The organism is Litorivivens sp. (assembly GCF_041624475.1).
Lineage (GTDB): Bacteria > Pseudomonadota > Gammaproteobacteria > Pseudomonadales > Spongiibacteraceae > Litorivivens.
The window spans coordinates 1-22,270 of record NZ_JBFJUX010000023.1 but is presented as its reverse complement, the minus strand read 5'-3'; the positions used below and the strand labels follow the sequence as shown (position 1 = coordinate 22,270).

Annotated in this window: 26 protein-coding genes; 18 read left to right on the top strand and 8 right to left on the bottom strand. The window is 57.0% G+C overall.

Going from position 1 to position 22,270, the window contains the following annotated elements; all coding sequences use genetic code 11:
- Nucleotides 1–71: 71 nt before the first annotated feature.
- Nucleotides 72–869, top strand: coding sequence for a hypothetical protein (locus ABY734_RS15795; protein WP_372780332.1), 798 nt, complete (start codon nucleotides 72–74; stop codon nucleotides 867–869).
- Between the two features lie 122 nt (nucleotides 870–991).
- Here the strand turns inward: ABY734_RS15795 and ABY734_RS15790 are convergent, their stop codons facing one another.
- Together ABY734_RS15790 and ABY734_RS15785 are read right to left on the bottom strand one after the other, a co-directional pair.
- Nucleotides 992–1,690 (bottom strand): sterol desaturase family protein, encoded by a 699-nt coding sequence (locus ABY734_RS15790; RefSeq protein ID WP_372780330.1) that lies wholly within the window; start codon nucleotides 1,688–1,690, stop codon nucleotides 992–994.
- 131 nt (nucleotides 1,691–1,821) lie between these two features.
- Nucleotides 1,822–2,463, bottom strand: a complete 642-nt coding sequence (locus ABY734_RS15785) for a TetR/AcrR family transcriptional regulator (RefSeq protein WP_372780328.1) — start codon at nucleotides 2,461–2,463, stop codon at nucleotides 1,822–1,824.
- A 90-nt stretch (nucleotides 2,464–2,553) separates the two neighbouring features.
- Between ABY734_RS15785 and ABY734_RS15780 the strand changes: the two genes are divergently transcribed.
- From ABY734_RS15780 to ABY734_RS15750, 7 genes are read left to right on the top strand one after another with little or no spacing between them, the layout of a single operon-like run.
- On the top strand, nucleotides 2,554–3,516 hold the full coding sequence (locus ABY734_RS15780; RefSeq protein ID WP_372780326.1) for a Rieske 2Fe-2S domain-containing protein: 963 nt from the start codon (nucleotides 2,554–2,556) through the stop codon (nucleotides 3,514–3,516).
- Complete coding sequence (locus tag ABY734_RS15775; RefSeq protein WP_372780324.1) at nucleotides 3,516–5,084, top strand: AMP-binding protein; 1,569 nt, start codon at nucleotides 3,516–3,518, stop codon at nucleotides 5,082–5,084. The genes ABY734_RS15780 and ABY734_RS15775 overlap by 1 nt, the downstream gene beginning before the upstream one ends.
- A complete protein-coding gene (locus ABY734_RS15770; protein WP_372780322.1) occupies nucleotides 5,084–6,331 on the top strand; it encodes a thiolase family protein in 1,248 nt (415 codons plus the stop codon). Before ABY734_RS15775 ends, ABY734_RS15770 begins: the two co-directional genes overlap by 1 nt.
- 1 nt (nucleotide 6,332) lies before the next feature.
- Nucleotides 6,333–6,728 carry a Zn-ribbon domain-containing OB-fold protein gene (locus tag ABY734_RS15765; protein ID WP_372780320.1) on the top strand — a complete coding sequence of 132 codons (396 nt, stop codon included), beginning with the start codon at nucleotides 6,333–6,335 and terminating at the stop codon, nucleotides 6,726–6,728.
- Nucleotides 6,725–7,627, top strand: coding sequence for a TauD/TfdA dioxygenase family protein (locus ABY734_RS15760; RefSeq protein WP_372780318.1), 903 nt, complete (start codon nucleotides 6,725–6,727; stop codon nucleotides 7,625–7,627). The genes ABY734_RS15765 and ABY734_RS15760 overlap by 4 nt, the downstream gene beginning before the upstream one ends.
- Nucleotides 7,628–7,665: 38 nt before the next feature.
- The gene (locus ABY734_RS15755) at nucleotides 7,666–8,421 is read left to right on the top strand and encodes a class II aldolase/adducin family protein (RefSeq protein WP_372780316.1); all 756 of its coding nucleotides are present in this window, start codon (nucleotides 7,666–7,668) and stop codon (nucleotides 8,419–8,421) included.
- A gap of 20 nt (nucleotides 8,422–8,441) precedes the next feature.
- Nucleotides 8,442–8,837, top strand: a complete 396-nt coding sequence (locus ABY734_RS15750; protein WP_372780314.1) for a hypothetical protein — start codon at nucleotides 8,442–8,444, stop codon at nucleotides 8,835–8,837.
- Here ABY734_RS15750 and ABY734_RS15745 read toward each other — a convergent pair.
- Nucleotides 8,766–9,983, bottom strand: coding sequence for a hypothetical protein (locus ABY734_RS15745; protein ID WP_372780312.1), 1,218 nt, complete (start codon nucleotides 9,981–9,983; stop codon nucleotides 8,766–8,768). The two genes, ABY734_RS15750 and ABY734_RS15745, sit on opposite strands and share 72 nt — an antisense overlap.
- Before the next feature lie 127 nt (nucleotides 9,984–10,110).
- Between ABY734_RS15745 and ABY734_RS15740 the strand changes: the two genes are divergently transcribed.
- A complete protein-coding gene (locus tag ABY734_RS15740; RefSeq protein WP_372780310.1) occupies nucleotides 10,111–10,974 on the top strand; it encodes an SDR family NAD(P)-dependent oxidoreductase in 864 nt (287 codons plus the stop codon).
- A 9-nt stretch (nucleotides 10,975–10,983) separates the two neighbouring features.
- A complete protein-coding gene (locus ABY734_RS15735; RefSeq protein ID WP_372780308.1) occupies nucleotides 10,984–11,412 on the top strand; it encodes a heme-binding protein in 429 nt (142 codons plus the stop codon).
- Between the two features lie 30 nt (nucleotides 11,413–11,442).
- Here ABY734_RS15735 and ABY734_RS15730 read toward each other — a convergent pair whose 3' ends face one another.
- From ABY734_RS15730 to cysK, 3 genes are all read right to left on the bottom strand, one after another.
- A complete protein-coding gene (locus ABY734_RS15730; protein ID WP_372780306.1) occupies nucleotides 11,443–12,270 on the bottom strand; it encodes a RimK family alpha-L-glutamate ligase in 828 nt (275 codons plus the stop codon).
- A gap of 81 nt (nucleotides 12,271–12,351) precedes the next feature.
- A complete protein-coding gene (locus tag ABY734_RS15725) occupies nucleotides 12,352–12,687 on the bottom strand; it encodes an MGMT family protein (protein WP_372780304.1) in 336 nt (111 codons plus the stop codon).
- Complete coding sequence (gene cysK, locus ABY734_RS15720; protein ID WP_372780302.1) at nucleotides 12,647–13,627, bottom strand: cysteine synthase A; 981 nt, start codon at nucleotides 13,625–13,627, stop codon at nucleotides 12,647–12,649. Before cysK ends, ABY734_RS15725 begins: the two co-directional genes overlap by 41 nt.
- 119 nt (nucleotides 13,628–13,746) lie before the next feature.
- Here cysK and ABY734_RS15715 point away from each other — a divergent pair, with 119 nt between their 5' ends.
- The 7 genes from ABY734_RS15715 (at nucleotide 13,747) to ABY734_RS15685 (ending at nucleotide 19,725) form a co-directional block, all read left to right on the top strand.
- Nucleotides 13,747–14,493: a fructosamine kinase family protein gene (locus tag ABY734_RS15715; protein ID WP_372780300.1), complete on the top strand. Its 747-nt coding sequence runs from the start codon at nucleotides 13,747–13,749 to the stop codon at nucleotides 14,491–14,493.
- Between the two features lie 9 nt (nucleotides 14,494–14,502).
- Nucleotides 14,503–15,171: an enoyl-CoA hydratase/isomerase family protein gene (locus tag ABY734_RS15710; RefSeq protein WP_372780298.1), complete on the top strand. Its 669-nt coding sequence runs from the start codon at nucleotides 14,503–14,505 to the stop codon at nucleotides 15,169–15,171.
- Nucleotides 15,172–15,276: 105 nt separating this feature from the next.
- A complete protein-coding gene (locus tag ABY734_RS15705) occupies nucleotides 15,277–15,762 on the top strand; it encodes an FxsA family protein (RefSeq protein ID WP_372780296.1) in 486 nt (161 codons plus the stop codon).
- A gap of 228 nt (nucleotides 15,763–15,990) precedes the next feature.
- Nucleotides 15,991–16,278 carry a co-chaperone GroES gene (gene groES, locus ABY734_RS15700; RefSeq protein WP_183409572.1) on the top strand — a complete coding sequence of 96 codons (288 nt, stop codon included), beginning with the start codon at nucleotides 15,991–15,993 and terminating at the stop codon, nucleotides 16,276–16,278.
- Between the two features lie 56 nt (nucleotides 16,279–16,334).
- Nucleotides 16,335–17,993, top strand: coding sequence for a chaperonin GroEL (gene groL, locus ABY734_RS15695; protein WP_372780294.1), 1,659 nt, complete (start codon nucleotides 16,335–16,337; stop codon nucleotides 17,991–17,993).
- Nucleotides 17,994–18,118: 125 nt separating this feature from the next.
- The gene (locus ABY734_RS15690; protein WP_372780292.1) at nucleotides 18,119–18,823 is read left to right on the top strand and encodes an ABC transporter permease; all 705 of its coding nucleotides are present in this window, start codon (nucleotides 18,119–18,121) and stop codon (nucleotides 18,821–18,823) included.
- 38 nt (nucleotides 18,824–18,861) lie between these two features.
- On the top strand, nucleotides 18,862–19,725 hold the full coding sequence (locus tag ABY734_RS15685) for a CoA ester lyase (protein WP_372780290.1): 864 nt from the start codon (nucleotides 18,862–18,864) through the stop codon (nucleotides 19,723–19,725).
- Between the two features lie 11 nt (nucleotides 19,726–19,736).
- Here ABY734_RS15685 and ABY734_RS15680 read toward each other — a convergent pair whose 3' ends face one another.
- Nucleotides 19,737–20,174: a nitroreductase family deazaflavin-dependent oxidoreductase gene (locus ABY734_RS15680; RefSeq protein WP_372780289.1), complete on the bottom strand. Its 438-nt coding sequence runs from the start codon at nucleotides 20,172–20,174 to the stop codon at nucleotides 19,737–19,739.
- Between the two features lie 10 nt (nucleotides 20,175–20,184).
- The gene (locus ABY734_RS15675) at nucleotides 20,185–21,156 is read right to left on the bottom strand and encodes a YheT family hydrolase (protein WP_372780287.1); all 972 of its coding nucleotides are present in this window, start codon (nucleotides 21,154–21,156) and stop codon (nucleotides 20,185–20,187) included.
- Nucleotides 21,157–21,295: 139 nt separating this feature from the next.
- Here ABY734_RS15675 and ABY734_RS15670 point away from each other — a divergent pair.
- Nucleotides 21,296–22,270: TonB-dependent receptor (locus ABY734_RS15670; protein WP_372780285.1), on the top strand; the 975-nt coding region annotated here is incomplete at its 3' end.

Genomic DNA, 22,270 nt, shown 5'->3' with positions numbered 1-22,270 from the left:
ATGTACTGCGCTGTTACTATCAGCGGGCAAAACGCTTACTTCTCACGACTCCGACAAGGTGAAGGCAATTCATGAATCAGCCAATGCTCTACGCGTTTTCCAGCGTCTCCATAACCGCCGGCCTGTTTCTACTTATTATGGTTGGAAACGAGATAGGCTTTCGCATTGGTCGATTTGTGCAGGCGCGCACTGACGAAGAAATCAAATCCCTCACCGGAGCCATTCAGGCCAGCGTACTCGGTCTGCTGGCTCTGTTGCTGGGTTTCACCTTCAGCATGTCAATGCAGCGCTTTGACGCTCGTAATCATGCGTTGATCAGTGAGGCCAATGCCATCGGCACGGCTCAACTTCGTGCCCAGCTGCTTCCCGAACGCTTTCAGCAGGAAACTTCAAGTTTGCTCGAAGCCTACCTCGAATCGCGGGTAGCCGCCGGTAAGGTCGAGTTGACAGCGTTTGAAGATCGAAAAGCCTACAACCGGGAAGTCGCTCGATTGCAGGCGGAGCTTTGGACGCTCGCGGTCAATGCCGCCCATGAAGAGCCGAGCCCGGTAAAGACCGGCGCCTTTATAAATGCGCTCAACGAGATGATCGATGCGCAGGGTAAGCGCAATGCGCTGCTGGATATGCACGTTCCGGAAGTGGTCTTGTTGCTGTTGTTTACCGTGTTTATGTGCTCTGGGGGGATGTTGGGCTATTCCAGTGGTTTGAGTGGCCGACGGATCGTCGCGCCAACCTTGATGATGTCGTTTCTGATTGCCTTGATCGTTTTTATTATTATTGATCTGGACCGGCCGAGGAGAGGCTTGATTCAGGTGGATCAGAGGAGTTTGGAGGTCTTACAGGCTTCAACGCCTGGCGGTCAGTTTTAGATAGGGGGCGATTTTAAGTTTTGGGTTTTTCTTCGGTTATGGTTTCGCCCAGCAGGGCGAAACAGATGCCCTGCATCAGCCAGCAAAAACTAAGAAAAACAACGTTGCCGGCACGCTAAACCTTACACCAACGTCCCAAAAACCTTGTCATACAGCAAGGTAATCGTCGAATAATTCCCCTGATGCATGTCTTTATGGTGATTGGCATGCTTCACCGAAATCCAGCTCAGGGTTTTGCCGGGGAAACTGTCCATCCGAATATGGCAGTGATTGATAATATTCAGATTCTGAAATACTAGCACCGCGACCGCCAGGCTGGCGACATGGAAGGGGCCGATAAAAAGGCCGAGCAACGCGGCTGATCCCATAAACAGGGAAATGCCGATAAAGGTTTCCAGTGGGTGCACATAGAAGGCATCGATGTGCGTTGGTTTGCGGGCCTGATGGTGCAGGGCGTGCACCCGGCGGAAATAGCCTTTGCCGTGGAACAGAAAGCGGTGTGTAAGATAGTAGAAGAAATCGTAGACCATCAGGATGGCGACAATATCGACAGCGATCTTCCACAGGGGCTGTGGATTGATCGTGACAATAAACGGTACCACCGCTGCATAGAAAACGAGATTGGTGATTCCGCCGAGCTTGCGATTCGCGGCAACGATGGGCGGGTATTTTTCCTGCGCCAGTTTCTGCGAGTCTTCAGCACTATTGATATCCCGCATGCCATCAAAGGCGCGGATTCGGCGGGTGAGAAAGTTGCCCACCACCGAGGCGCCGATCAGGGTTGCCAGAAGAACCAGTGTCGCTTGCCAGTCGTAGCTCATGTCCAAATCCTCGCACTCACTGCATTAGCTGTCCATTAACCCGAATATAGTAAACATATGTTTACCATTAATAAAATTAAAGTTTACTAAATGTCGGTCTGGCGATCGCCCGCACTTGGTCGGTGGCAGGTTCAGCTATCGATAAAGACCATAGCCAGCAGGTAGTTGATAAAGGCCTGTTTGGCCTCCGGTTGCAGAGGGTGAATGCCGGCTTTGCTGTTGCCTGTGACCAGTGCCAGCGAGCGGTCCATCAGGGGCCCCAGAGTGACAAAGGACACCATCACACTGGCCAGAATATCCCGCAATATTGTCTTCTGCACCCGGTGCAGGATCTCTGGGTTGTCCAGCTGCGTACTCAGAGCCGCGGTGGGCACGAAATGTCTGGCCAGCCATTCCATGCGCGGCCCTTCGCTGGCGCCCTCGCGCAGCAGGATCTGGCCGTAGGCGGGCACTGTAACCAGTGCGTCAATAAAGGCGCTCATTAAAAAGCCGATGCGCTCCCGGTCGGAGTTGAAGGTCTGCTTGTCCGGTTGATAGAACTGCTCGAACTGGGTGGTAAAGCGTTGTTCTACCAGCTCAGCGGCGGCTTTCCAGAGGTTTTCCTTGTTTTTGAAGTGGTACAGGATGAGTGGTCTATCCGCGTTACAGCGTTGAGTTATTTCCCGGAAATTGGTGCCGTCGTAGCCGAGGCTGGCAAAGGCCTCCACGGCAGCATCGAGAATGGTTTGTCGGGTTTCGGCCCGCTGCTGGGCGCGTTTGTTTTGAGCTGTCATGGCAACATTACCGGGATTTCATTGACACCTATGTTAGCAGAATTTATTCTGACTGACAGTAGTGTCAATCAATTCCTGTTTGGAGGCCTCATGAGCCAGATTCTAGCCCGCGAAAAGCGATTCCCTTTTCCCATTCCCTATGGATGGTTTCACGTCGCCTTTGATGACGACCTGGCGCCGGGTGAGATCAAGCCGGTGCGTTATTTCGGTCGCGATCTGGTGCTGTGGCGAACCGAGTCGGGTGAATTGCATTTGCAGGATGCCTACTGTCCTCACCTGGGCGCCAACTTCGGCGCCGGCGGTGAAGTGGTGGGCGAGGGCATCAAATGCCCGTTTCACCACTGGGTGTTTAATGGTGCCGGTAAGGTCATTGAAATTCCCTACGCCAAGCGCCTCAATGAGAAGGCCTGCGTGCGAACCTACCCGCTGGCGATCCGTCACGGGGTGGTTATGGCCTGGTACCACCCGGACGGTATTGCGCCACTCTACGAACTACCCTTTGTCGCGGAGCTGGATGATCCGGCCTATGTCAAACCGATTTCCACCGCGCACACCATCAGAACCTGTATTCAGGAGATGGGGGAGAACACTGCTGACGGCGCCCACTTTATGACCGTTCACGGGCACCCGGGCGAGGCCGAATACGGCAACTTTGAATTTCGCGACCACTTTATGATTATGGAAAGCACCCAGACCTTTCCCAGTTCCGGCGGCCCGGTCGAGGGTACTCTGAAAAGCACCAGCGTTGGCTTCGGTTGGGCCGAAGTGCGCTACCAGACTTTGATCGATGTCTGCATGCTGACCACCAATGTGCCGGTGGATGACGAAACGGTGATTCAGTACTTCCATGTGTCCTATAAAAACCCCGACCGCGATCCGAAAATCGATCGCATCGGCGCGGCCTTCAATAAAGAGGTCAACCGCCAGTTAACCGACGACGCCTTTATCTGGGAAAACAAGCGCTATGAACCGTCGCCGCAGCTCTGCGATGGCGATGGCCCCATCGCGCGCTATCGGAAATGGGCCAAGCAATTTTATACGGAGGCGGTGTAATGGCGATGCCCGACTACAGCGTTAACGACAACCGGGTACTGGGCAACATATTGGCGTACTTCGCCCAGCAGCGCCCATCGACTGATTTTCTGGTGGCAGACGACCGGCGGATAACCTATGCCGAGGCCTATACCACGGCCCAGCGCCTCGCTGCCGGTTTGCAGGCCCAAGGCCTCAGTGCAGGTGACCGCCTGTGCCTGTATCTCTCATCCAGCCCCGATTTTGTTCTGCTGGCGCTGGCCGCCAATCTGGCGGGCATTCACTGGATACCGGTAAACACCGATTATCGCGGTCAGTGGCTGGCCGAAACCCTGAAAGACAGCGCGCCTTCGCTAGTGGTAACGGACACGGCCTTTCAATCACGGCTGGCGGAAGTCTCAGTAGCCGCGCCGGTTATCGTTTTAGGCGCGACCTGCGAAGAGCTACTTTCTGACGCCGACTTTAAAGCGCCTTCGATTGCCTATGGCGATACCGCATCCATCATGTGGACGTCCGGAACCACCGGCAAATCCAAGGGTGTAATGCAAAGTCACAACGCCTGGGTGCGCAGCGCCTTAAGCGCCGCCGAAATGGGCGGTGTTGATCGTGGCGATGTGGCCTACAACTGCCTGCCGCTCTATAACTCCGCGGCCTGGGTGACCGGTATTTATCCGGCGCTGGTGACCGGTACCACCTGCGCGATGGACCCGGCATTTTCAGCGACCACCTTCTGGGAGCGAACCCGGTTTTACCAGGCGACCCACGTGTTTACGCTGGGTGCCATGCATATGTTTTTATGGAATGCACCGCCGCAGGCCAGTGATGCCGACAATCCGGTGCGCAGCGCCCAGATGGTACCCATGCCGGATGCTATTCGCGAACCCTTCAAACAGCGTTTCGGGATCAATGCGATACATCAGGGCTTTGGTCAGAGCGAAATCATGTTGCTGATGCGCCGCTACGACGACGGCGTAACGCCATGGCCGCCCAACTCGCTGGGCACCCCGGCGGATGATATAGAAGTCGCACTGTTTAACGATAGCGATGAGCCGGTGGCCGTGGGCGAACCCGGAGAAATCTGCGTACGGGAAAAATCGCCCCACGTGTTGTTTAACGGTTACTTTAATAACCCGCAGGCGACTGAGCAGGCCTTTCACGGTGGCTGGTATCACACCGGTGATCTGCTCAAACAGGATGAGGCCGGTCATTTTTACTTTGTCGATCGGAAGAAAGATCTGATTCGCTATAAAGGCCGAAGCGTGTCCTCGGTCGCCATTGAATCGGTGGCTCGCAGTCATCCAGGCATCAGTGATGTGGCTGTGTACGGTGTGGCCTCGGCGGAGTTGGAATCCGAGCATGAAATCATGCTGGCGGCGATTCCCGTACCCGGAGCCGAGGTGAGCGAGGCCGAGCTGGCTCGCCATATCAATGATAACGCCCCGTACTTTTTTGTGCCGCGCTATATCGAATTCGTCGAACAGCTACCCATGACACCGACTCAGAAGGTGCAGAAAAACAAGCTGCGTGAGCGCGGTTTGACCGAACACACCTGGGACGCCAAAGCGGCAGATTTCGAGGTGCAACGCTGATGACACAGAGCATAGCGCAGCTGAAAAAACGGGCCGGCCATTTTGACTGGGGGCATTCCGTCGAACTGGACGATGTTCGCGGTGAGATGGCCATTGTCGGTATAGGTGAAACAGCGTACAGCGGCGCGTCGGGGCGCAAGGCCAAGGCCATGGCGCTGGAGGCAATCAGCAAAGCGATTGCCGACGCCGGGCTTCGCCCGGATGAAATCGATGGCTTGATGCTGAGCCCGGGCATTCCGGACCAGATTAGCCCGCAAGATTACCGCGACCATTTCGGTACGGAACAGGATATCTGGTTCTCGGAAGAGGGCGGCGCCATGATCTGGGGCGCTACCTGCGCTCATACCGCGGCTCACGCCATACGGGCAGGCAAGGCGAAAACCATTGTGAATGTATTTTCAGTCGACTGGGCCACCACGCGCAAGCAGGGCGGTGGCCGTCCAGGTGACTGGCACGCCAGCGAGCCGATGAAAGCCGGTTTTGAACTGCCTTACGGCTGGTTTCCTCAACCTTTGTATTTTTCCACCTTCATGCACCGCCATATGCACGAGTTCGGCACCACGCCCGAGCAGCTGGCGCAGGTTCCGCTTACTTTCCGTCGCCATGCCAACGGTCACGATGGGGCCGTCATGCATGACAAGAAGATGAACTTGCAGGACTATCTTGACCGACCGCTGTTGGCGGACCCTTTTCGGGTGGAAGACTGCTGCCTGATTTCCGATGGCGCCGGCGCCTTTGTCATGTGTGCAGCCGAGCGGGCGGGAGATTTTCCGCACACTCAGGTAATTGTGGAGGGCGTCGGTCGCGGTTGTATCGATGGTGCCCCGTATATCAGTCAACAGAAAAAGCTGACTGCAACGCCGCAAACTTTTGCCGCGCCCTGGGCTTACGCGATGGCTGATTGCGGTCCCGAGGACATTGATGTGATTGCCGTTTACGACTGCTTTTCCGGCACCGCCTTGATGCAGATTGAAGATATGGGCTTTTGCAAAAAGGGTGAGGGCGGTGCCTTCGTTGAAGACAATCGTCTGCATTTCAGTCGGCCGCGCTCCGAGGGTGGTATTCCCTGCAATACCCACGGCGGCCTGCTGTCGCATGCCTATGTGCTGGGTATCGCTCATGTGATTGAGCTGGTCCGTCAGATTCGAGGCACAGCCCAGAATCAGGTAAGCAATGTCGAGCGCGCGGCTTACGCGGGCTTCACCGCTGATGAAGGCGCTACGCTGATTCTCAGGAAGGGAGGTTGATATGACTGACAAATTGATCCGCCCCTTCTGGGAAGCTGCCGAGCGCAAGGAGCTGATTACTTGCTGCTGCAATCGCTGTAACCGGGATATATGGTATCCCGAGGAAAAATGCCCGGACTGTGGCGGCGATACCGACTGGCGCAGGCTGGGAACCAGCGCAAGGCTGCTGTCGTGGACGACCGTGCAGCGGCAGATTAACGGTGCCTTCGAGGTGCCCTATACGCCGGCCATTGTGGTGCCGGATGACGCGCCGGAGGTACAACTGGTTACCCAGCTGTTTTTGTCTGAAGGTGTGCTGCCGGCCTGCGACATGCCCCTTCAACTGGAATTTCGTGAACTGACACCGCTGCAGGGCGAAGCCTTTATTGCACCGGTTTATCGAGAGCTAAAACAATGAATTGGACTGTAAATCCCTTGTGTGATGCCCTGGGCGCAAAAATCGAAGGTTTTGATTTTGCTGCGCAGTGGAGCGATGAAGAGCAGCAGAAGCTAAAAGATCTATGGCTGGAGCACGGCCTGTTGCTGGTGCGAGGAGAAAACGCCAACCCGGAAAACCAGATTCGCTTCAGCAAACTGTTTGGCGAACTGGAGGCCCACCCGCTGAAGACCATTCGCAGTGGCGAGTTTCCCGAACTGATGGAGCTGAACAGCGAAGACAGTCGCACCAACCCGGTTGCGGTGTGGGATGGTGAAGAGTGGGTAGGGCGCCTCGGTTGGCACAAGGATCTGATCTACACCGCCAAACCCAATCGCGGTGCGATACTGCGAGCGGTCAAGCTGCCCAGTGTGGATGGTCAGACCGGCTACGCCGACCAGGCCAAGGCCTATGAGGCACTCCCTGACGAAACGAAAGCGCGTATTGATGGGCTTAAGGTGATTTATCGCTTTGAGGTCAATCTCTACAAAATGCCCTTTCTCGATACCTCCACCTATGTCGCCGGGCCCGGTGCACCCCAAAAGCCGAGCGATGTGGGCTTTCCGGACTTTCCGGATTCTCGCTATCCGCTGGTGCTTGAGCATCCGGAGACGGGTCAGAAAATTCTGAATGTATGCCCCATGTTTGTCGATCGAATTGATGGTCTGCCAAAGGCTGAGAGTGATGCCTTGCTGACAGAACTGGTTGCTCACGTTACGCGCTCTGAGTTTGCCTATCTGCATCAATGGCAGGAGGGTGACATGATTTTGTGGGACAACTGGCGCTATATGCACTCCGCGCCGGGTGTGAAGCCCGGGGCGAAAAGATTGATTCATCGCACTACAATTTTGGGCGATACGGTGCTGGGCGAAAGTGTCTGACCTGCTCCTGCTAACTGTCGACAAAGGATAAGCAAACGATGAACGAGTTACTGAAACAGCTAGCGCCCATTCCACAAAAGCGCCCCTTGCTGCCCGAGCTTACACCCGAGGCCGAGCTGGCGCTGCTGTGTCGCGTACTCTATAAAGAAGGCTACAGCGATCATATCGCAGGGCATATCAGCTACAAACAGGATGATGGCACCATGCTGGTCAACCCCTGGGAACTGGCCTGGGATGAACTGACCGCCGGCGATATTCTGCGCCTGGACAGTAGCGGTAAAGTTATTGCAGGCGGCTGGAATGTCACGCCGGCAATTAATCTGCACACCGAAATTCACGACCGTCGGCCCGATGTGAGGGTCATCATTCACAATCATTCGCGCTATGGAACCGTGTGGGCTAACGCCGGGCGCGTGCCGCCAGTGTATGATCAGACTTCCGCCCAGGTCAGCGGTGAGCTTAGATTGATGGACGAATACAACGCTACCGTGAATGAAAGCAGTGAAGGTGCGCGCTGCGCCGAGTTGCTGGGTGATGCCAAGTGGGCCCTGCTGGCCAATCACGGTGTGCTGGTGGTTGCCGGCAGTATTTCACAGGCCTATTTGCGAGCCGCTACCCTGGAGTGGCGATCGCGCATGGCGTTTGAAGTTGAAGCGCTTGGCGGTGGCAAGCCCCTGCCCGACGCCATGGCTACGTCGCTGGGGGACATGATTGATGGCAACGGCTTCCCCTTCCTGTGGGAGGCCATGGCTCGACGCGAGCTGCGCACGGATTCTGCTATTCTGGAGTCCTGATCTGAAAAGGGTGAATCAGGATGATTGAGCGCGCAGACCCCGCCACTCGCAGAACAGCACTCATCATTCTGCTCGCACTGTGTGCCCCGGTGCTGCTGATGCTGCGCAGTACTGAAAGCCAATCAGTGCAGGTGCTTGCAGAGCAGCCCGAGCTTTTGCTGGCGGTGGTGGTAGTGGTCAGCCTGTTGATGCTTGTGCCGCTGGGCTTGCTTTGGCGGCTTGCGCTTCGTATTCAGCAATCGGAACGCTTTCCTCCCCCGGGTGAAAAACTGCTTCGTGACACCCGCGTCAGAACGGGTACCGATGCCCTGCGCTACGCCCGTTTTCTGAAAGTGCTGGTCGCGCTACTCACGCTGGCCATTACCGCTATCCCCGTCCTGTTTTTTCTGCTGCTGCGGTCGCTGAGTGGGGGTTGAGGCAGGCAGCGGCCGGCGACTGTGCTTTTCCGTTTGCTCCACCAGAATGGGTGTGGACAGATCGACCCCGTGAGCAATGGATTCCTCAAACACTTTCTGATTGATCATAAAGCGGGTGCCCAACAAGTGCTGGCGCACGGTGCGCGTGACCTTGGTGTTGGGTATGGCCTCAAGGTAGTACCAGAGGGTGTAGGTGAGTGCATAGTCACCAGCATTGGTCAGCGCCCATTCAAATTCGCAGTTGGCGTTGATGCGATTGTTTTCATTGTCATTCAGCGCTTCGGCCACGGCAGTGAACATGGCCTCAATACGCCGACTGTGCTTCTGAAGTTCCTGTGTGCGTGCTTCGCTGTCGCTGGCCTGAGTTTCCGGGTAGCCGATATTGTAAGTGAGGGCTTCACGAAGTCCGTCGATGGACGCCCGTTTGGTCAGGTTTTCTACCGTCATATTGATCAGTTTACTGTTCCGGATCAGCGAGCGGTGATTGTTCTGAATATTCAGCAAAATCGTGTAGATAAAGGTGACCTTGTTGATGATGTAGATATTCGGGTCGCCCTCCAGACGCACAGTATCGCCGTCTGACATCATGTCCGAATTCAGAATCACCATGCCGTAGTAGATATCCGGCGCCCAGATTTGGTTGGTCAACGCCATAAAGGCAAAGATCAAGCCGAAGATGCCGGTTGTTTCGAGCAGACTGTCCAGCCCCCAGATTTTGATCAGGGCGTAAATCACCACTAGCACCAGGACGACTACCGCAAACAGTTCCATCAAGCGGCTGTTGTAGGAGTCCAGATAAACCAGCTTGTCGTCGATCTTGCGCTCGAGGCCGAAACGCTGCCGGATAAAATGCGAGATGATATTGAAGGCAAAAATGGCGCCGTAAACCGGCACCAGCGACAGCCCCAGCCGGATAAAAAACTGATGGTAGCCGGGCAGCAGCCAGACCAGCACCAGGTCGGCGACGGTCAGTACCAACAGCATATAGGCCATCACTCGCAGCAGCCCTTGCTGGAAGTCGGTATTGCGACCGTCGTTGAAGGCCTTGGATATTGGCCCTGCCGCCAGAATCAGAATGATATTGAGCAGCGCCACCAGGGCGTGAGCAAGCAGTTGTGAGCCTACGAGGGATTCGACAAGTTCCACGGATTTTCTCGGGTCATTTTTCAGACCATTGTGCCCACATTTAGGGGCCGCTGCTACAAATGGAGGAGGCAGCGCAGTGGCCGACCTGCAATACTGGTACAAGCGAATAAAACACAGGTGGTGAACAATGGGCTTGGAGCAAAATCGGGTTGTCGTGGTAACGGGAGCCAGTCGCGGTGCCGGCAAGGGCATTGCGCTGGCGCTGGGCAAAACCGGAGCCACAGTCTACGTGACCGGGCGCAGTCAGAAAGAAGGCGATGCGCCGCTGCCGGGTACCGTTTTTGCGACTGCCGAGGCAATCAACGCACGTGGCGGCAAGGGCATTGCGGTGGTCTGCGATCACAGTGACGACGCGCAGGTCAAAGCCCTGTTTGAGCAAGTCGAGCGGGAGCAGGGGCGGCTTGATATTCTGGTCAATAATGCACTCTATGTGCCGCCGGAACTTGTACAGCACGGACCTTTTTGGGAAAAACCGCTGAGCCTGCAGGCGATTCTGGATGTGGGCATGCGCTCGACCTATGTGGCGAGCTACTACGCCGCACCGCTGCTGCTGAAAGCGGGCGCAGGGCTGGTGGTAAATACCTCATCCTTTGGCGGTCGCTGTTACATGCACGGCCCGGCCTATGGCGCGGGCAAGGCGGCGGTGGATAAGATGGCCCACGACATGGCGGTGGATTTCCAGCCCTATAAGGTCGCCGTGATCTCACTGTGGATGGGCCTGCTGAAAACCGAGCGCAGCCAGGCTGTATTTGATGCCGACCCGGAGCTGTATCGCGATATGGAAGCGACCGCCGAAAGCCCCGAATTTCCCGGGCGTGTGATCGATGCGCTGGCGCGGGATCCGAAGCTGATGGAGCGCAGCGGCAAGGTCTGGGTTGGCGCCGAACTGGCGCTGGAGTATGGGGTGGTGGATATCGACGGCAAGCAGCCGCCCTCACACCGCCCCATGCTGGGTGATGTGACCACCTTCAGTGACGCAGTGATTGAATAGGAGGAGGCCGTGTCTGGACTCACATTTACAAGCGAATCGATTTCCTCTGCCGCCGCGCTCACCCTGATTGACCGGGCGGTGGCGAAAGCCAGTGAGATGGATCTGGCGGTAGCCATTGCGGTGGTGGATACCGATGGCATGCTCAAGGCCTTTCACCGCATGGACGGCACCCCGGTAATTGCGGTGGATGCGGTGCCAGCGAAAGCGCGCGCCGCCTTGATGGGCCTGAGCACCGAAGAGCTGGCCGAAGCCCTCAGTGACAATCAGGCGAACCTGCTGTCGATGGTAACCATGAAGGATGTCACGCTGCTGGGCGGCGGCCTGCCGATTCGTTCGGCTGACAGGATTATTGGCGCGATTGGTGTGGGCGGTGCCCTGACCGAAGAAGATGTCGCCATTGCCGAGGCAGCGCTGGCCGCATTGAGTGCCTTCGATTAACTGAAAGTCCGCGCTATATGCGGCAGGTACTCAAGCCACCCGGCGCAGCCGGCGGCGTTTCGGCGATGCGTTTGCCGGAGTTGTCGGCACCGGTCGCGAGGCGCGCAGCAGCAAATCACAGATGGCCGCACGCAGCGCGGCATCCCCGCCTGGTATACCCTGATTCCCGAACAGGCGATTGAATTCCAGCACGTAAGGGTGATTCCCCACCATCGCAATATCAAACCCCGCGTGATTGATCTGCAGTGAGCGCGCCAGATGCAGGGCGAGTTCGATGGCCTGGGCTGGCACCGGACTGTAATCCACTTCGCCACCCTTGGCGACATTATTGTAGAAGCCGCGCGGTGCCTGTTTGCGCCAGTACGCCGCCAGCACCCGCTCGCCGACAATTACCACCCGGATGTCCCGGTCGATGGGGAGATATTCCTGCACGTAAAGGGTGTCGGTTTTCGTCAGATAGTCACGCCAGTCGCTGCGATTTTCAATCAGCCAGACACCTTCACCCATCGAGGCCTTGGGCTGCTTGGCGACAAAGGGCAGGTGCATGTCTGCCCACAGGCGCTCGGCCTCCGCCGGAGTGTTGGCGGCGATCAGGGTGAGTGGGGTGTGCGCGGCGGCAACCAGTTCGAAGGCACGGGTCATTTCCACCTTGTTGTGGCCGAGGCGGTAGCTTGACTCACTCGGAAAGACCTTGGCATTGAGGCCGTAGACCAGCGAATTCAATTGCCAATAGGGCGGGAACAGCACCCAGTCGGCCTGACTGATGTCCTGCTTGTATTGAAAGAGTTGCTCTGCTTTCAGGTTCAGGGTGTCGGGAAAGCCCAGGGTGCGAAACAGATCAAAGGAAATCCATGCCATACACAATTGCATGCCAGAAAAAGATCGCGCTTTTTATGCCAAGGCTGAATTTCCGTCAAGCAGTATTTGCAGCGTCGTGGATCACAGTCGACATTCGCGCCAGCGCAGGCGCCCGTCTGGCAGGGCGCTGTCTTCGTCAATCAGGTGTTCCAGTTGACGCTCGTAGCCGGGACTGCCGGCAGGAAAACTGATTTTACCGCTGGCGTTGACCACCCGGTACCAGGGCAGGCGGGTATCCCGGGGAAGCTGGCTTAATATGCGGCCAACCCGGCGGGCCTGCTTTGGCAGCCCCGCCAGCTCGGCGACCTGACCGTAGCTGGCGAGCCGCCCCGGTGGGATGCTCGCCAGCACCCGGTAGACCGCCTCTGCCGCAGACTCACCAGTAGGCGCTGCTGTTTTTGCCGGTGCTGTCTTCAAGCCACTGCTCGTCGGATTCGTCGGTAATGCCTTCAAACAGGAAGGTGGACATATAGCGCTCGCCGGTATCGGGCAACATGGCCAGAATCACCGAACCTTTGTCGGCCTTTTCCGCCACTTTCAAAGCCGCCGCTACGGTTCCGCCAGCGGAGATGCCGCAGAAAATGCCTTCCTGTTGTGACAGTTTGCGAGCGGTGTCGCGGGCTTCAACATCGGTGACCGGCAGAATTTGATCGGCCACGGACTTGTCCAATACGTCCGGCAGAAAATCCGGCGTCCAGCCTTGAATCATGTGCGGCGCCCAGTCCTTGCCGCCCATCAGCTGGGCCCCTTCGGGTTCGGTGGCAATGATTTTCAGCTCGGGGCGGGCCAGTTTCAATATTTGTCCGGCGCCGGTCAGTGTGCCGCCAGTGCCCCAGCCGGTCACCCAGTAGTCCAGTTGCTTGCCGGCAAAGTCGCGTAGAATCTCCGGGCCGGTGGTGTTGCGGTGGTAGGCGGGGTTGGCTTCATTTTCAAACTGACTGGCCCAGAACCAGCCGTTGTCCTCGGCCAGTTTTTTCGCCAGCTCGACCATGCCGGTGCCGCGCTTTTCCTTGGGCGTGAGAATCACCTTCGCACCGAGGGCTTTCATGATTTTGCGCCGCTCCACGGAAAAGGTTTCCACCATGGTCGCCACAAAGGGGTAGCCCTTGCCGGCGCAGACCATCGCCAGTGCAATGCCAGTATTGCCTGAGGTCGCCTCTACGACGGTCTGGCCCGGCTTGAGCAGGCCGCGTTTTTCGGCGTCTTCGATTATGCCGATGGCGAGGCGGTCTTTGACCGATGACAGGGGATTAAAGAACTCGCATTTGACGTACATTGTCACGTGATCCGGTGCCAGCCGGTTCAGTTTGACAACAGGGGTGTGGCCAATGGTGTCGAGTATGGAATCGTGAATCATCGCGGGCTCCGATTGTGTGAAATCGTGGTGGAAACTGCAAAAGACTACGCCTTTCCCGGGCGGATTTCGACCATGGCTTTGCTACCATTGTGTTGATTCAAGGCAAAACGGGAAGCTGAGTGATCTATACCAAAACCAATCAGACACCGTTTGATGATGCGCTGATAGCAGAAGCGACCGGACTTGACTGGCTGCGTCGGCATCTGCCGGCTGACAAAGTCTCTGTGCCGGTCGTTTACGAGGTGAATGCCTCTGAAATGCAAATGGAACAAATTCAGGCAAGCGGGCGCTGGACTAAGGCGCAGGCCGAGGCCCTTGCCGAGGGTCTGGCGGCGATGCACAGCAAGCCTCAGCCCTATTACGGTTTTGAGCAGGATAATTACATCGGGCTGAACCCCCAGAGCAATAGGCGTCACGAAGACTGGGGCAGCTTTTTTCTCGATGAACGTTTGCTGCGGCAAGTTGCACTGATCCTTGACAGCGAAAGGCGCGCTCACTGCGATGCCCGCCTGGAAAGTGGCGCCGAGCGGCTGGTCGACTTTCTCAATCGACATTGCGCGCAGGCAAGTCTGGTGCACGGCGATCTGTGGGGCGGCAACTGCCTTTGTGACGGCGAGCGCGTTTGGTTGATAGACCCTGCCGTGCATTTTGCCGATCGGGAAGTGGATATTGCCATGACCGAGTTTTTCGGTGGCTTTCCTTCGCGCTTCCTGACAGCCTACAATCACCACTTTGCGCTGAGTGAGGAGTACCTGCGTAAGCGCGAGATCTACAATCTCTATCACGCACTCAATCACTACAACCTGTTTGGCGAAAGCTATTGGGACGCGTGTGAGCGCGGTTTTCGCACAATCGAATCACTATAGGAAGCTGACATGGCACTGACGCTGGACTGTAACGACGGCAAAGCCGTTTTGACGATGGCCGAGGAGGGTAAGTTCAACCCGGAAAGCCTGGCCGCATTTAATGGCGCGCTGGACAAGGTGCTGGACGATGACGGCATTACGCTGTTGATTATCACCGGTCGCGAAAAGAGTTTTTCACAAGGGCTGGATCTGGATTTCCTGACCAAGGCTGAACCGGCCGAGGCCATCGGCTTTGTCAAAGACTGCATGCACATGGTGGCGCGCCTGCTCCAGTTCCCGGTGCCGGTGGTGTCGGCGGTCAACGGCCATGCTTTTGGTCTGGGCTTTATGATCCCGCTGGCCTGCGACTACAGCGTTATGCGTGCCGACCGGGGCTTTATGTGTCTGCCGGAAATTGACCTTGGTATGACCCTTGAGGCCGGAATGAATGCGCTGGTCACCGGAAAGTTGCAGGGGCGGGTACTGCGCGATTCACTGCTGACGGGCAAGCGCTTTGGTGGTGAAGACGCCGCCGAGGCGGGTATTGTCGATGCGGCAACCACCATCGATCAGCTGCTGACACGTTCAGAAGAGCTGGCGCAGCCCATGCGCGGCAAAGATCGCAAAACACTGGCGGGCCTCAAGGCCGACATACACCGGCCTATCTTGAGCGTTATCGAACAGCCGGTGGCGATGTAAGAACGACGCCACACCCTCAGCCCGACTTCGGCCCTTTTGCCAATGCCCTTGCCTTTGCCTCGGGGCCTTGGCATGGTGGCGAACCCGATTGACTGAAACCACGCTATGCGATTTCTTTTCCTGCTGTTTGTGGGTATACCCATTCTGGAGATGTGGCTGCTGATAGAGGTCGGCAGCCGGATTGGCGCGCTGCCCACCATTGCGCTGGTGGCGCTTACCGCCTTTATTGGTGTGAACCTGCTGCGCCAGCAGGGCTTCAGCACCCTGACCCGGGCCCAGGCCCGGCTCAATGCCGGCGAAGTGCCGGCAACCGAAATTCTGGAAGGTCTGTTTCTGGCCGTGGGCGGCGCCTTGCTGCTGACCCCCGGCTTTTTTACGGATACCGTGGGCTTCTGCTGCCTCATCAGGCCCATTCGCCGCCGCATTATTGACCATATGCTGCGCTCGGGAGTGATGCAGACCCAGGCGCACTTTCAGCAGGGGGGCGGCGCCCACCGACCGGGCCCAGATTCGCCCGAACAGGGGCCCCGTACCCGGGTTGACCGGGATGGCCATGTCACCATTGATGGCGACTATAAGCGCGAAGAGTAAAAATATTTTCTTCCAGCCCTTGAAAGCCGATAAAACAGCCCCATCTCCCTAAGCGCAGGTGGCCCTCTACAGTCATTTTTTTCTCCTTGACTCGGGTTGCTTGCGACCTATTATTAGCACTCTCGATGGTAGAGTGCTAAACCGGCTGCGCCGCAGGCCAAACGCAGGTCCGGCTGGTCAAAACCTAAACTTAACATTAAGACCTTGATTTAAAGGGAGATTTGGCAAATGAAAATTCGTCCGTTATACGATCGCGTTGTCGTTCGTCGCAAGGAAGAAGAGCAGACATCGGCTGGCGGTATCGTGCTGCCGGGCTCAGCGAAAGAGAAGCCGAACCAGGGCGAAGTTGTCGCTGTGGGTGAAGGCAAGTTGCTGGAAAACGGCGAACTGCGCCCGGTGGGTGTAAAAGCGGGCGATCAGGTGATCTTCGGCCAATACTCTGGCAGCACTGTCAAAGTCGACGGCGAAGAGCTGATCATCCTGAACGAATCTGAAATTTTCGGCATTGTTGAGTAACAGCAGGCCGAGCAAGACTCGAATCGAATTAACGAACACCAAGAAGGATTAAGAAAATGGCTGCAAAAGACGTCAAATTCGGAGACAGCGCCCGCCAACGCATGCTGAAGGGCGTAAACACCCTGGCCGACGCGGTTAAAGTGACTCTGGGCCCTAAAGGCCGCAACGTAGTACTGGACAAGTCTTTCGGGGCCCCGACAGTCACTAAAGACGGTGTGTCGGTTGCCAAGGAAATCGAACTGAAAGACAAGCTGGAAAACATGGGCGCGCAGATGGTTAAGGAAGTTGCTTCCAAAGCCTCTGACGAAGCCGGTGACGGCACCACCACAGCAACTGTACTGGCTCAGTCCATCCTCAACGAAGGCCTGAAGTCTGTTGCTGCGGGCATGAACCCGATGGACCTGAAGCGCGGTATCGACAAGGCCGTTGCTGCGGCGGTTGAAGAAGTGAAGAAGATGGCCATCCCCTGTGCCGATAACAAGGCGATTGCTCAGGTTGGCACGATCTCTGCCAACAGCGACGAGCAAGTGGGCAGCATCATTGCTGAAGCCATGGAAAAAGTGGGCAAAGAAGGCGTCATCACCGTTGAAGAAGGCCAGAGCCTGCACAACGAGCTGGACGTGGTTGAAGGTATGCAGTTTGACCGCGGTTACCTGTCGCCTTACTTCGTAACCAACACTGACAACATGTCTGCCGAGCTGGATAACCCCTTCATCCTGCTGGTTGACAAGAAAATCTCCAACATCCGCGAACTGCTGCCCTTGCTGGAGCAGGTTGCCAAGGCAAGCCGTCCGCTGGTGATCATCGCTGAAGACGTTGAAGGTGAAGCCCTCGCGACTCTGGTTGTGAACAACATGCGCGGCATCGTAAAAGTTGCAGCCTGTAAAGCACCGGGCTTTGGCGACCGTCGCAAGGCCATGCTGGAAGATATCGCCATCCTGACCGGCGGTACTGTGATCTCTGAAGAGATCGGCATGGATCTGGAAAGTGCCACGCTGGATCACCTGGGTACTGCCAAGCGCGTAGCCATGGACAAAGAAAATACCACTATCGTTGACGGTGCGGGCGATGCCAAAGCCATCGAAGCGCGCGTTGGTGAAGTGCGTGTTCAAATCGAAAACACCTCTTCTGACTACGACCGTGAGAAGCTGCAAGAGCGCGTTGCCAAACTGGCCGGCGGTGTGGCGGTAATCAAGGTTGGCGCAGCCACTGAAGTGGAAATGAAAGAGAAGAAAGCCCGCGTTGAAGATGCCCTGCACGCAACCCGTGCTGCGGTTGAAGAAGGCGTAGTGCCTGGTGGCGGTGTTGCACTGGTGCGTGCGGTTTCCAAGATCACTGGTCTGACCGGTGACAACGAAGACCAGAATGCCGGTATTGCCGCGCTGCTGCGCGCAATGGAAGGCCCAATGCGTCACATCGTAAACAATGCGGGTGGCGAAGCCTCTGTGGTGCTGGACAAGGTTCGCAATGGCGAAGGCAACTTTGGCTACAATGCGGCCACTGGCGAATACGGCGACATGATGGAAATGGGTATTCTCGACCCAGCCAAAGTAACCCGTACCGCGCTGCAGGCTGCTGGCTCCATCGCAGGTCTCATGATTACCACCGAGTGCATGATCGCTGATTCTCCGGAAGACAACGATGCACCGGCTATGCCTGATATGGGCGGCATGGGTGGTATGGGCGGCATGGGTGGCATGGGCGGCATGATGTAAGCCCTTCCCGCAACCTTGCCGTCGAAAGCCCCGCCCAGTGCGGGGCTTTTTTTGTCGCGAGCTTCCCCCCCCCCTTCAGAGTAAAACATCAGCTAAGCTTGTAGCCCTGACTCAAGGGTGACGACGTGAACCTCTACGATATTTCCAACCTGCAACTCGCCTACGCATTTATCCCTGCGCTGCTCGCGTTGATTATTTTCTATCGCTGGACGGCAGGCGCCGGCAATGCTTCCTACGCCGTTGGACGGATGTTGCTGCAGCTGCTGCTTATCGGCTACGCGCTGGCCTATATCTTTGAGACTGAACACCCCGTGGTGGTGCTCGGTGTATTGACCGTTATGCTCAGCGCAGCGGCGTGGATTTCGCTTAATTCCATTGGTAAACAGCGCAAGGACTGGCTGGTAAAAGCCGCGCTTGCGATTGGCGTGGTTGGTATGGCGGTGCTGATACTGGTGACGCAGGCGGTGGTAGCGGTCGAGCCCTGGTATGCCCCCAATTATGTGATTCCGCTGGCGGGTATGATCTTTGCCAACACTATGAACGCGGTCAGTCTTGCCGCCGAGCGATTTATGTCAGAGCGTGAAGATGGGCTGGCCTATGAGGAGGCGCGCCGCAAAGCCTTTAAAGCGGCGATGATCCCGGTGGTGAACTCCCTGTTTGCGGTGGGTTTGGTGTCGCTGCCGGGCATGATGACCGGACAGATTCTGTCAGGCGTCTCGCCCTTGATCGCGGCGCGTTATCAGATTGTGGTAATGAGTATGCTGTTTGGCGCCGCGGGCCTGTCGACGGCCTGGTTTCTGGCCATGCTGCGGCCAAAAACAGCTGCCTGAGCTATGGTAGTATCCCTGTTTTTCGTTTTGGAAGATCAATGACTATCCGACCTCGTCGCTCCGTTTTGTATATGCCCGGCTCTAATGCCCGCGCCCTTGAGAAAGCGCGCACGCTGCCCGCCGACAGTCTGATTCTGGACCTCGAAGATGCCGTGGCACCGGATCAGAAAGCGGCTGCCCGAGAGCAGGTGCTAGAGGCAGTGAATGCCGGTGGTTACGGCGAGCGGGAAGTGGTGGTACGTGTGAACGGCTTTGATACGCCGTGGGGGCGCGACGATATTGTTGCCTTTGCCAATGCGCCGATTGCGGCTTTGTGCCTGCCCAAGGTCGAGTCGGCCAGTGAAGTGAATGCGGTGGTGCAGCTGCTCAAACAGGAAAGTTCGACCCTGAAGCTATGGCTGATGGCGGAAACCCCGCGCGGCATTCTCAATATCGACGAGATCTGCGGTGCTGACAAGCGCAACGAAGTGATTGTTATGGGCACCTCAGATCTGGCCAAGGAATTGCGCGTGCCGCACACACCTGATCGATTGGGTATGCTGACTTCACTACAGTTGTGTGTCTTGGCGGCAAGGGCCCACGGTCTGGATATCCTCGATGGGGTTTATTTGGATATCAAAGATGAGGCGGGCTATGCCGCGGCCTGCGATCAAGGGGTTGCGTTAGGCTTTGATGGTAAAACTCTGATTCATCCGAGCCAGATTGAACCGGCCAATAAAGCCTTTGCGCCATCGCCTGACATCATTGAGCGCGCCGGAAGGATAGTCGAAGCCTGGCGGGCTGCCAAGACAGAGGGCAAGGCTGTGGCGGTCGTCGACGGCAAGCTGGTGGAAGTCTTGCACTTTGAGGAAGCCAAACGGCATCTCGCCATTCACGAAGCGATTGCCGCACGCTCCGCCTAGCGGCTGAGGGTTTAGTTCAGAGTTTCCAGCGTGCGTAGCAGAATCACTGGGATCTTCCTGTTGTGTTCTGCCTGCGCCGTGTGCCAGTAGTGCACGATACGGGGGTTGATCTCGGCCATGGCGTCCCAGTATTGCAGCCGCTCGTCTTCACCGATCTGTTCGGCTCGAACGCGCCGTTTTTCCCGCTTAAACTGAACTTCAAATTCCGGGTGGGCGCGCATATTGTGATACCAGGCGGGCATTTTCGGGCCGCCATTATTGGAGGCCAGCACCAGCAAACCTTCGGGGTGAGGGTAGCAGGCGACCGGAATGCTGCGAGTCTCGCCGCTTTTGGCGCCGATGGTATGCATCAGTACCATGGGTATGCCCATCAGATTGCCGCCGATGCGGCCATTGCTCGCTTTGTAAAGGCTGCGGTGTATACGGGTAACCCATTGCCAGTCTGCCACGGTGGTGCCCTCAGTTCTGATTGAATAGGTCGAGCAGGCGCTGGTCGATCCAGCTGTCCAGCCGAAAGTTGCTTACGTATCCACAGTGACCTCCGTGGGCGGTGGTCTCGATGGTCAGGTTGGGGTGCTTTGCCAGATTTGGCAAATCCTCCGCGCCGCAAATGGGGTCATCTTCGGCGGCGATAATATGGCAGGGTGCCTGCAGATGGCTCAGCGCATCGCCGATGATGGCGTAGGCCAGCAGGTAGGTCTGGGCGTCCTTGAACTGGGTGAAGCGCGGCACAAAAAAGTGGTTCATTTCGCGCAGTGAGCGCAGCGTAAGCAGGTCCTGCTCATAACCGAGTTCGGGGTAGTGCTGCAGTTTGGTTTTGAGCGAGCGCTTCCATTTGCGGACGAAATATTTTTCGTAGACCCACCAGCCTTTGTCCAGTGCCTCCATGGTGTTGACCGGGTTCAGCACCGGGCACACGGCAACCACCTGATCCAGCGAGATGGGGAGTTCTTTCAGGTTCGCGGCGACACGCAGTGAGAAGTTACCTCCAAGGGAAAAGCCCGCCAGGTAATTTCTTTGGTGGGGAAACGCCTTCTGAATCCATTCCAGTGCGCCGAGCACATCGCTCAGGCGGGTGGAGTTGAACAGCTCTTCGTTCAGGTGATGGCTGGGGCCGTGATCGCGCTGGTTAAGACGAAACACACTATAGCCCGCCTGATAGAGGGCGCTGCCCGCTGACAGCAGATAGGTGGATTTCGAGCTGCCCTCCCAGCCGTGAATCAAGACCACCAGACCGCGGCTGTCGTTTTCCTGTTCGGCGTATTCACCCAATAGCTTGGTGCCATCACGGCATTCCACCAACACCTCCCGGCTGGCGGCCTGAAGGAGGCGAGCGCGGCGGCCAATGCGCAGCTTGCGCAGGCGTGTGGACGCGAGAATGGATTGGAGGTGGGCATTGCGCAGCAGGCGCGGAGGATGGAACTGGGTCATGGTATCCGGCAAGTTTTTACGATGGGGCTACCTTAGCCTAATCCAAGCGAGGTAGAAAGGCGGCGAGCCGCTTGATTTGGCGGGCGCCTTTACCCAGAATTAGCCGGTTTTTCAGACAAGAATATAAAAGGTAAAGCTCATGGGGAAAGTCACGAAAGCCATTATCGCCGCCGGAGCGGTGGCCCTGGTGCCGGAGGTGTCGCTCGCGCAGCAGCGCAACACCCAATTGGAAGAGGTCGTGGTTACGGCCCAGAAGCGCGAAGAGTCGTTGCAGGATACGCCGATTTCACTGGCAGCCTTTTCCGGTGATCAGCTGGATCAGTTCGGGATTGATGATCTGGGCGATATCACCGCCCGCACACCGAACGTGGATATCACCCCCTTTCCGAACAGCCGCAGTTCACTGGTGATCTTTATGCGCGGCGTTGGCAACAACGACTCCCAGACCACGCAAGATCCGGCCGTTGGCGTCTATATCGATGGGGTTTACGTCGGTCGCAGTGTTGGCCTGACCAGCGATGTGGCGGATCTGGCGCGGATTGAAGTGCTGCGCGGCCCGCAGGGCACACTGTATGGGCGTAACACCACCGGGGGCGCCATCAATATGATCAGCGCCCGACCAGACGAAGAGTTTGGCATCAAGTCGGTACTGGCCACCGGCAACCGCGATTACCGCAAGGGCACCCTGCAACTGGATACCGGTGCCTGGTCCGGACTGAGCGCCAAAATCAGTTATTCCAAATCCGAGAAAGGCCCCTGGGTCGACAACATTAACGGCAGCAATGACTTTGTCGAAGAAGAGCGCGAGGCGGGCCGCTTTGTTTTGCGCTGGGATATCAGCGATACCCTGTCGATGGACTACGCCTACGATATATCCGAGATTGTCGGCCCCCAGCCCTACTATCAGGTGCTGCGGATCAATGAAGACCGCGCTGTTACCGCCCAGGACGTGACCGACGCGATCGCCGGTGGTGCCTCCCAGGATGATATTAACGCCTTGCAGGCGGACCTGATTGTCACCAACCTGTTTACACCCCAGTTTCGCGAGCGCGCCAGTGAAAAGCGCCTGAGCAAGGGTGAATGGGATGTGCCGGTAGAAGACTCAGTGACCGAG

Bases quoted from the DNA above. Each gene is read 5' to 3' on its own strand.
- ABY734_RS15790 (WP_372780330.1), bottom strand. From the start codon at position 1,690: ATGAGCTACGACTGGCAAGCGACACTGGTTCTTCTGGCAACCCTGATC.
- ABY734_RS15730 (WP_372780306.1), bottom strand. From the start codon at position 12,270: ATGGCATGGATTTCCTTTGATCTGTTTCGCACCCTGGGCTTTCCCGAC.
- ABY734_RS15795 (WP_372780332.1), top strand. From the start codon at position 72: ATGAATCAGCCAATGCTCTACGCGTTTTCCAGCGTCTCCATAACCGCC.
- ABY734_RS15705 (WP_372780296.1), top strand. From the start codon at position 15,277: ATGCGATTTCTTTTCCTGCTGTTTGTGGGTATACCCATTCTGGAGATG.
- groES (WP_183409572.1), top strand. From the start codon at position 15,991: ATGAAAATTCGTCCGTTATACGATCGCGTTGTCGTTCGTCGCAAGGAA.
- ABY734_RS15765 (WP_372780320.1), top strand. From the start codon at position 6,333: ATGACTGACAAATTGATCCGCCCCTTCTGGGAAGCTGCCGAGCGCAAG.
- ABY734_RS15685 (WP_372780290.1), top strand. From the start codon at position 18,862: ATGACTATCCGACCTCGTCGCTCCGTTTTGTATATGCCCGGCTCTAAT.
- ABY734_RS15760 (WP_372780318.1), top strand. From the start codon at position 6,725: ATGAATTGGACTGTAAATCCCTTGTGTGATGCCCTGGGCGCAAAAATC.
- ABY734_RS15770 (WP_372780322.1), top strand. From the start codon at position 5,084: ATGACACAGAGCATAGCGCAGCTGAAAAAACGGGCCGGCCATTTTGAC.
- ABY734_RS15750 (WP_372780314.1), top strand. From the start codon at position 8,442: ATGATTGAGCGCGCAGACCCCGCCACTCGCAGAACAGCACTCATCATT.
- ABY734_RS15710 (WP_372780298.1), top strand. From the start codon at position 14,503: ATGGCACTGACGCTGGACTGTAACGACGGCAAAGCCGTTTTGACGATG.
- ABY734_RS15675 (WP_372780287.1), bottom strand. From the start codon at position 21,156: ATGACCCAGTTCCATCCTCCGCGCCTGCTGCGCAATGCCCACCTCCAA.
- cysK (WP_372780302.1), bottom strand. From the start codon at position 13,627: ATGATTCACGATTCCATACTCGACACCATTGGCCACACCCCTGTTGTC.
- ABY734_RS15775 (WP_372780324.1), top strand. From the start codon at position 3,516: ATGGCGATGCCCGACTACAGCGTTAACGACAACCGGGTACTGGGCAAC.
- ABY734_RS15785 (WP_372780328.1), bottom strand. From the start codon at position 2,463: ATGACAGCTCAAAACAAACGCGCCCAGCAGCGGGCCGAAACCCGACAA.
- ABY734_RS15740 (WP_372780310.1), top strand. From the start codon at position 10,111: ATGGGCTTGGAGCAAAATCGGGTTGTCGTGGTAACGGGAGCCAGTCGC.
- ABY734_RS15780 (WP_372780326.1), top strand. From the start codon at position 2,554: ATGAGCCAGATTCTAGCCCGCGAAAAGCGATTCCCTTTTCCCATTCCC.
- ABY734_RS15755 (WP_372780316.1), top strand. From the start codon at position 7,666: ATGAACGAGTTACTGAAACAGCTAGCGCCCATTCCACAAAAGCGCCCC.
- groL (WP_372780294.1), top strand. From the start codon at position 16,335: ATGGCTGCAAAAGACGTCAAATTCGGAGACAGCGCCCGCCAACGCATG.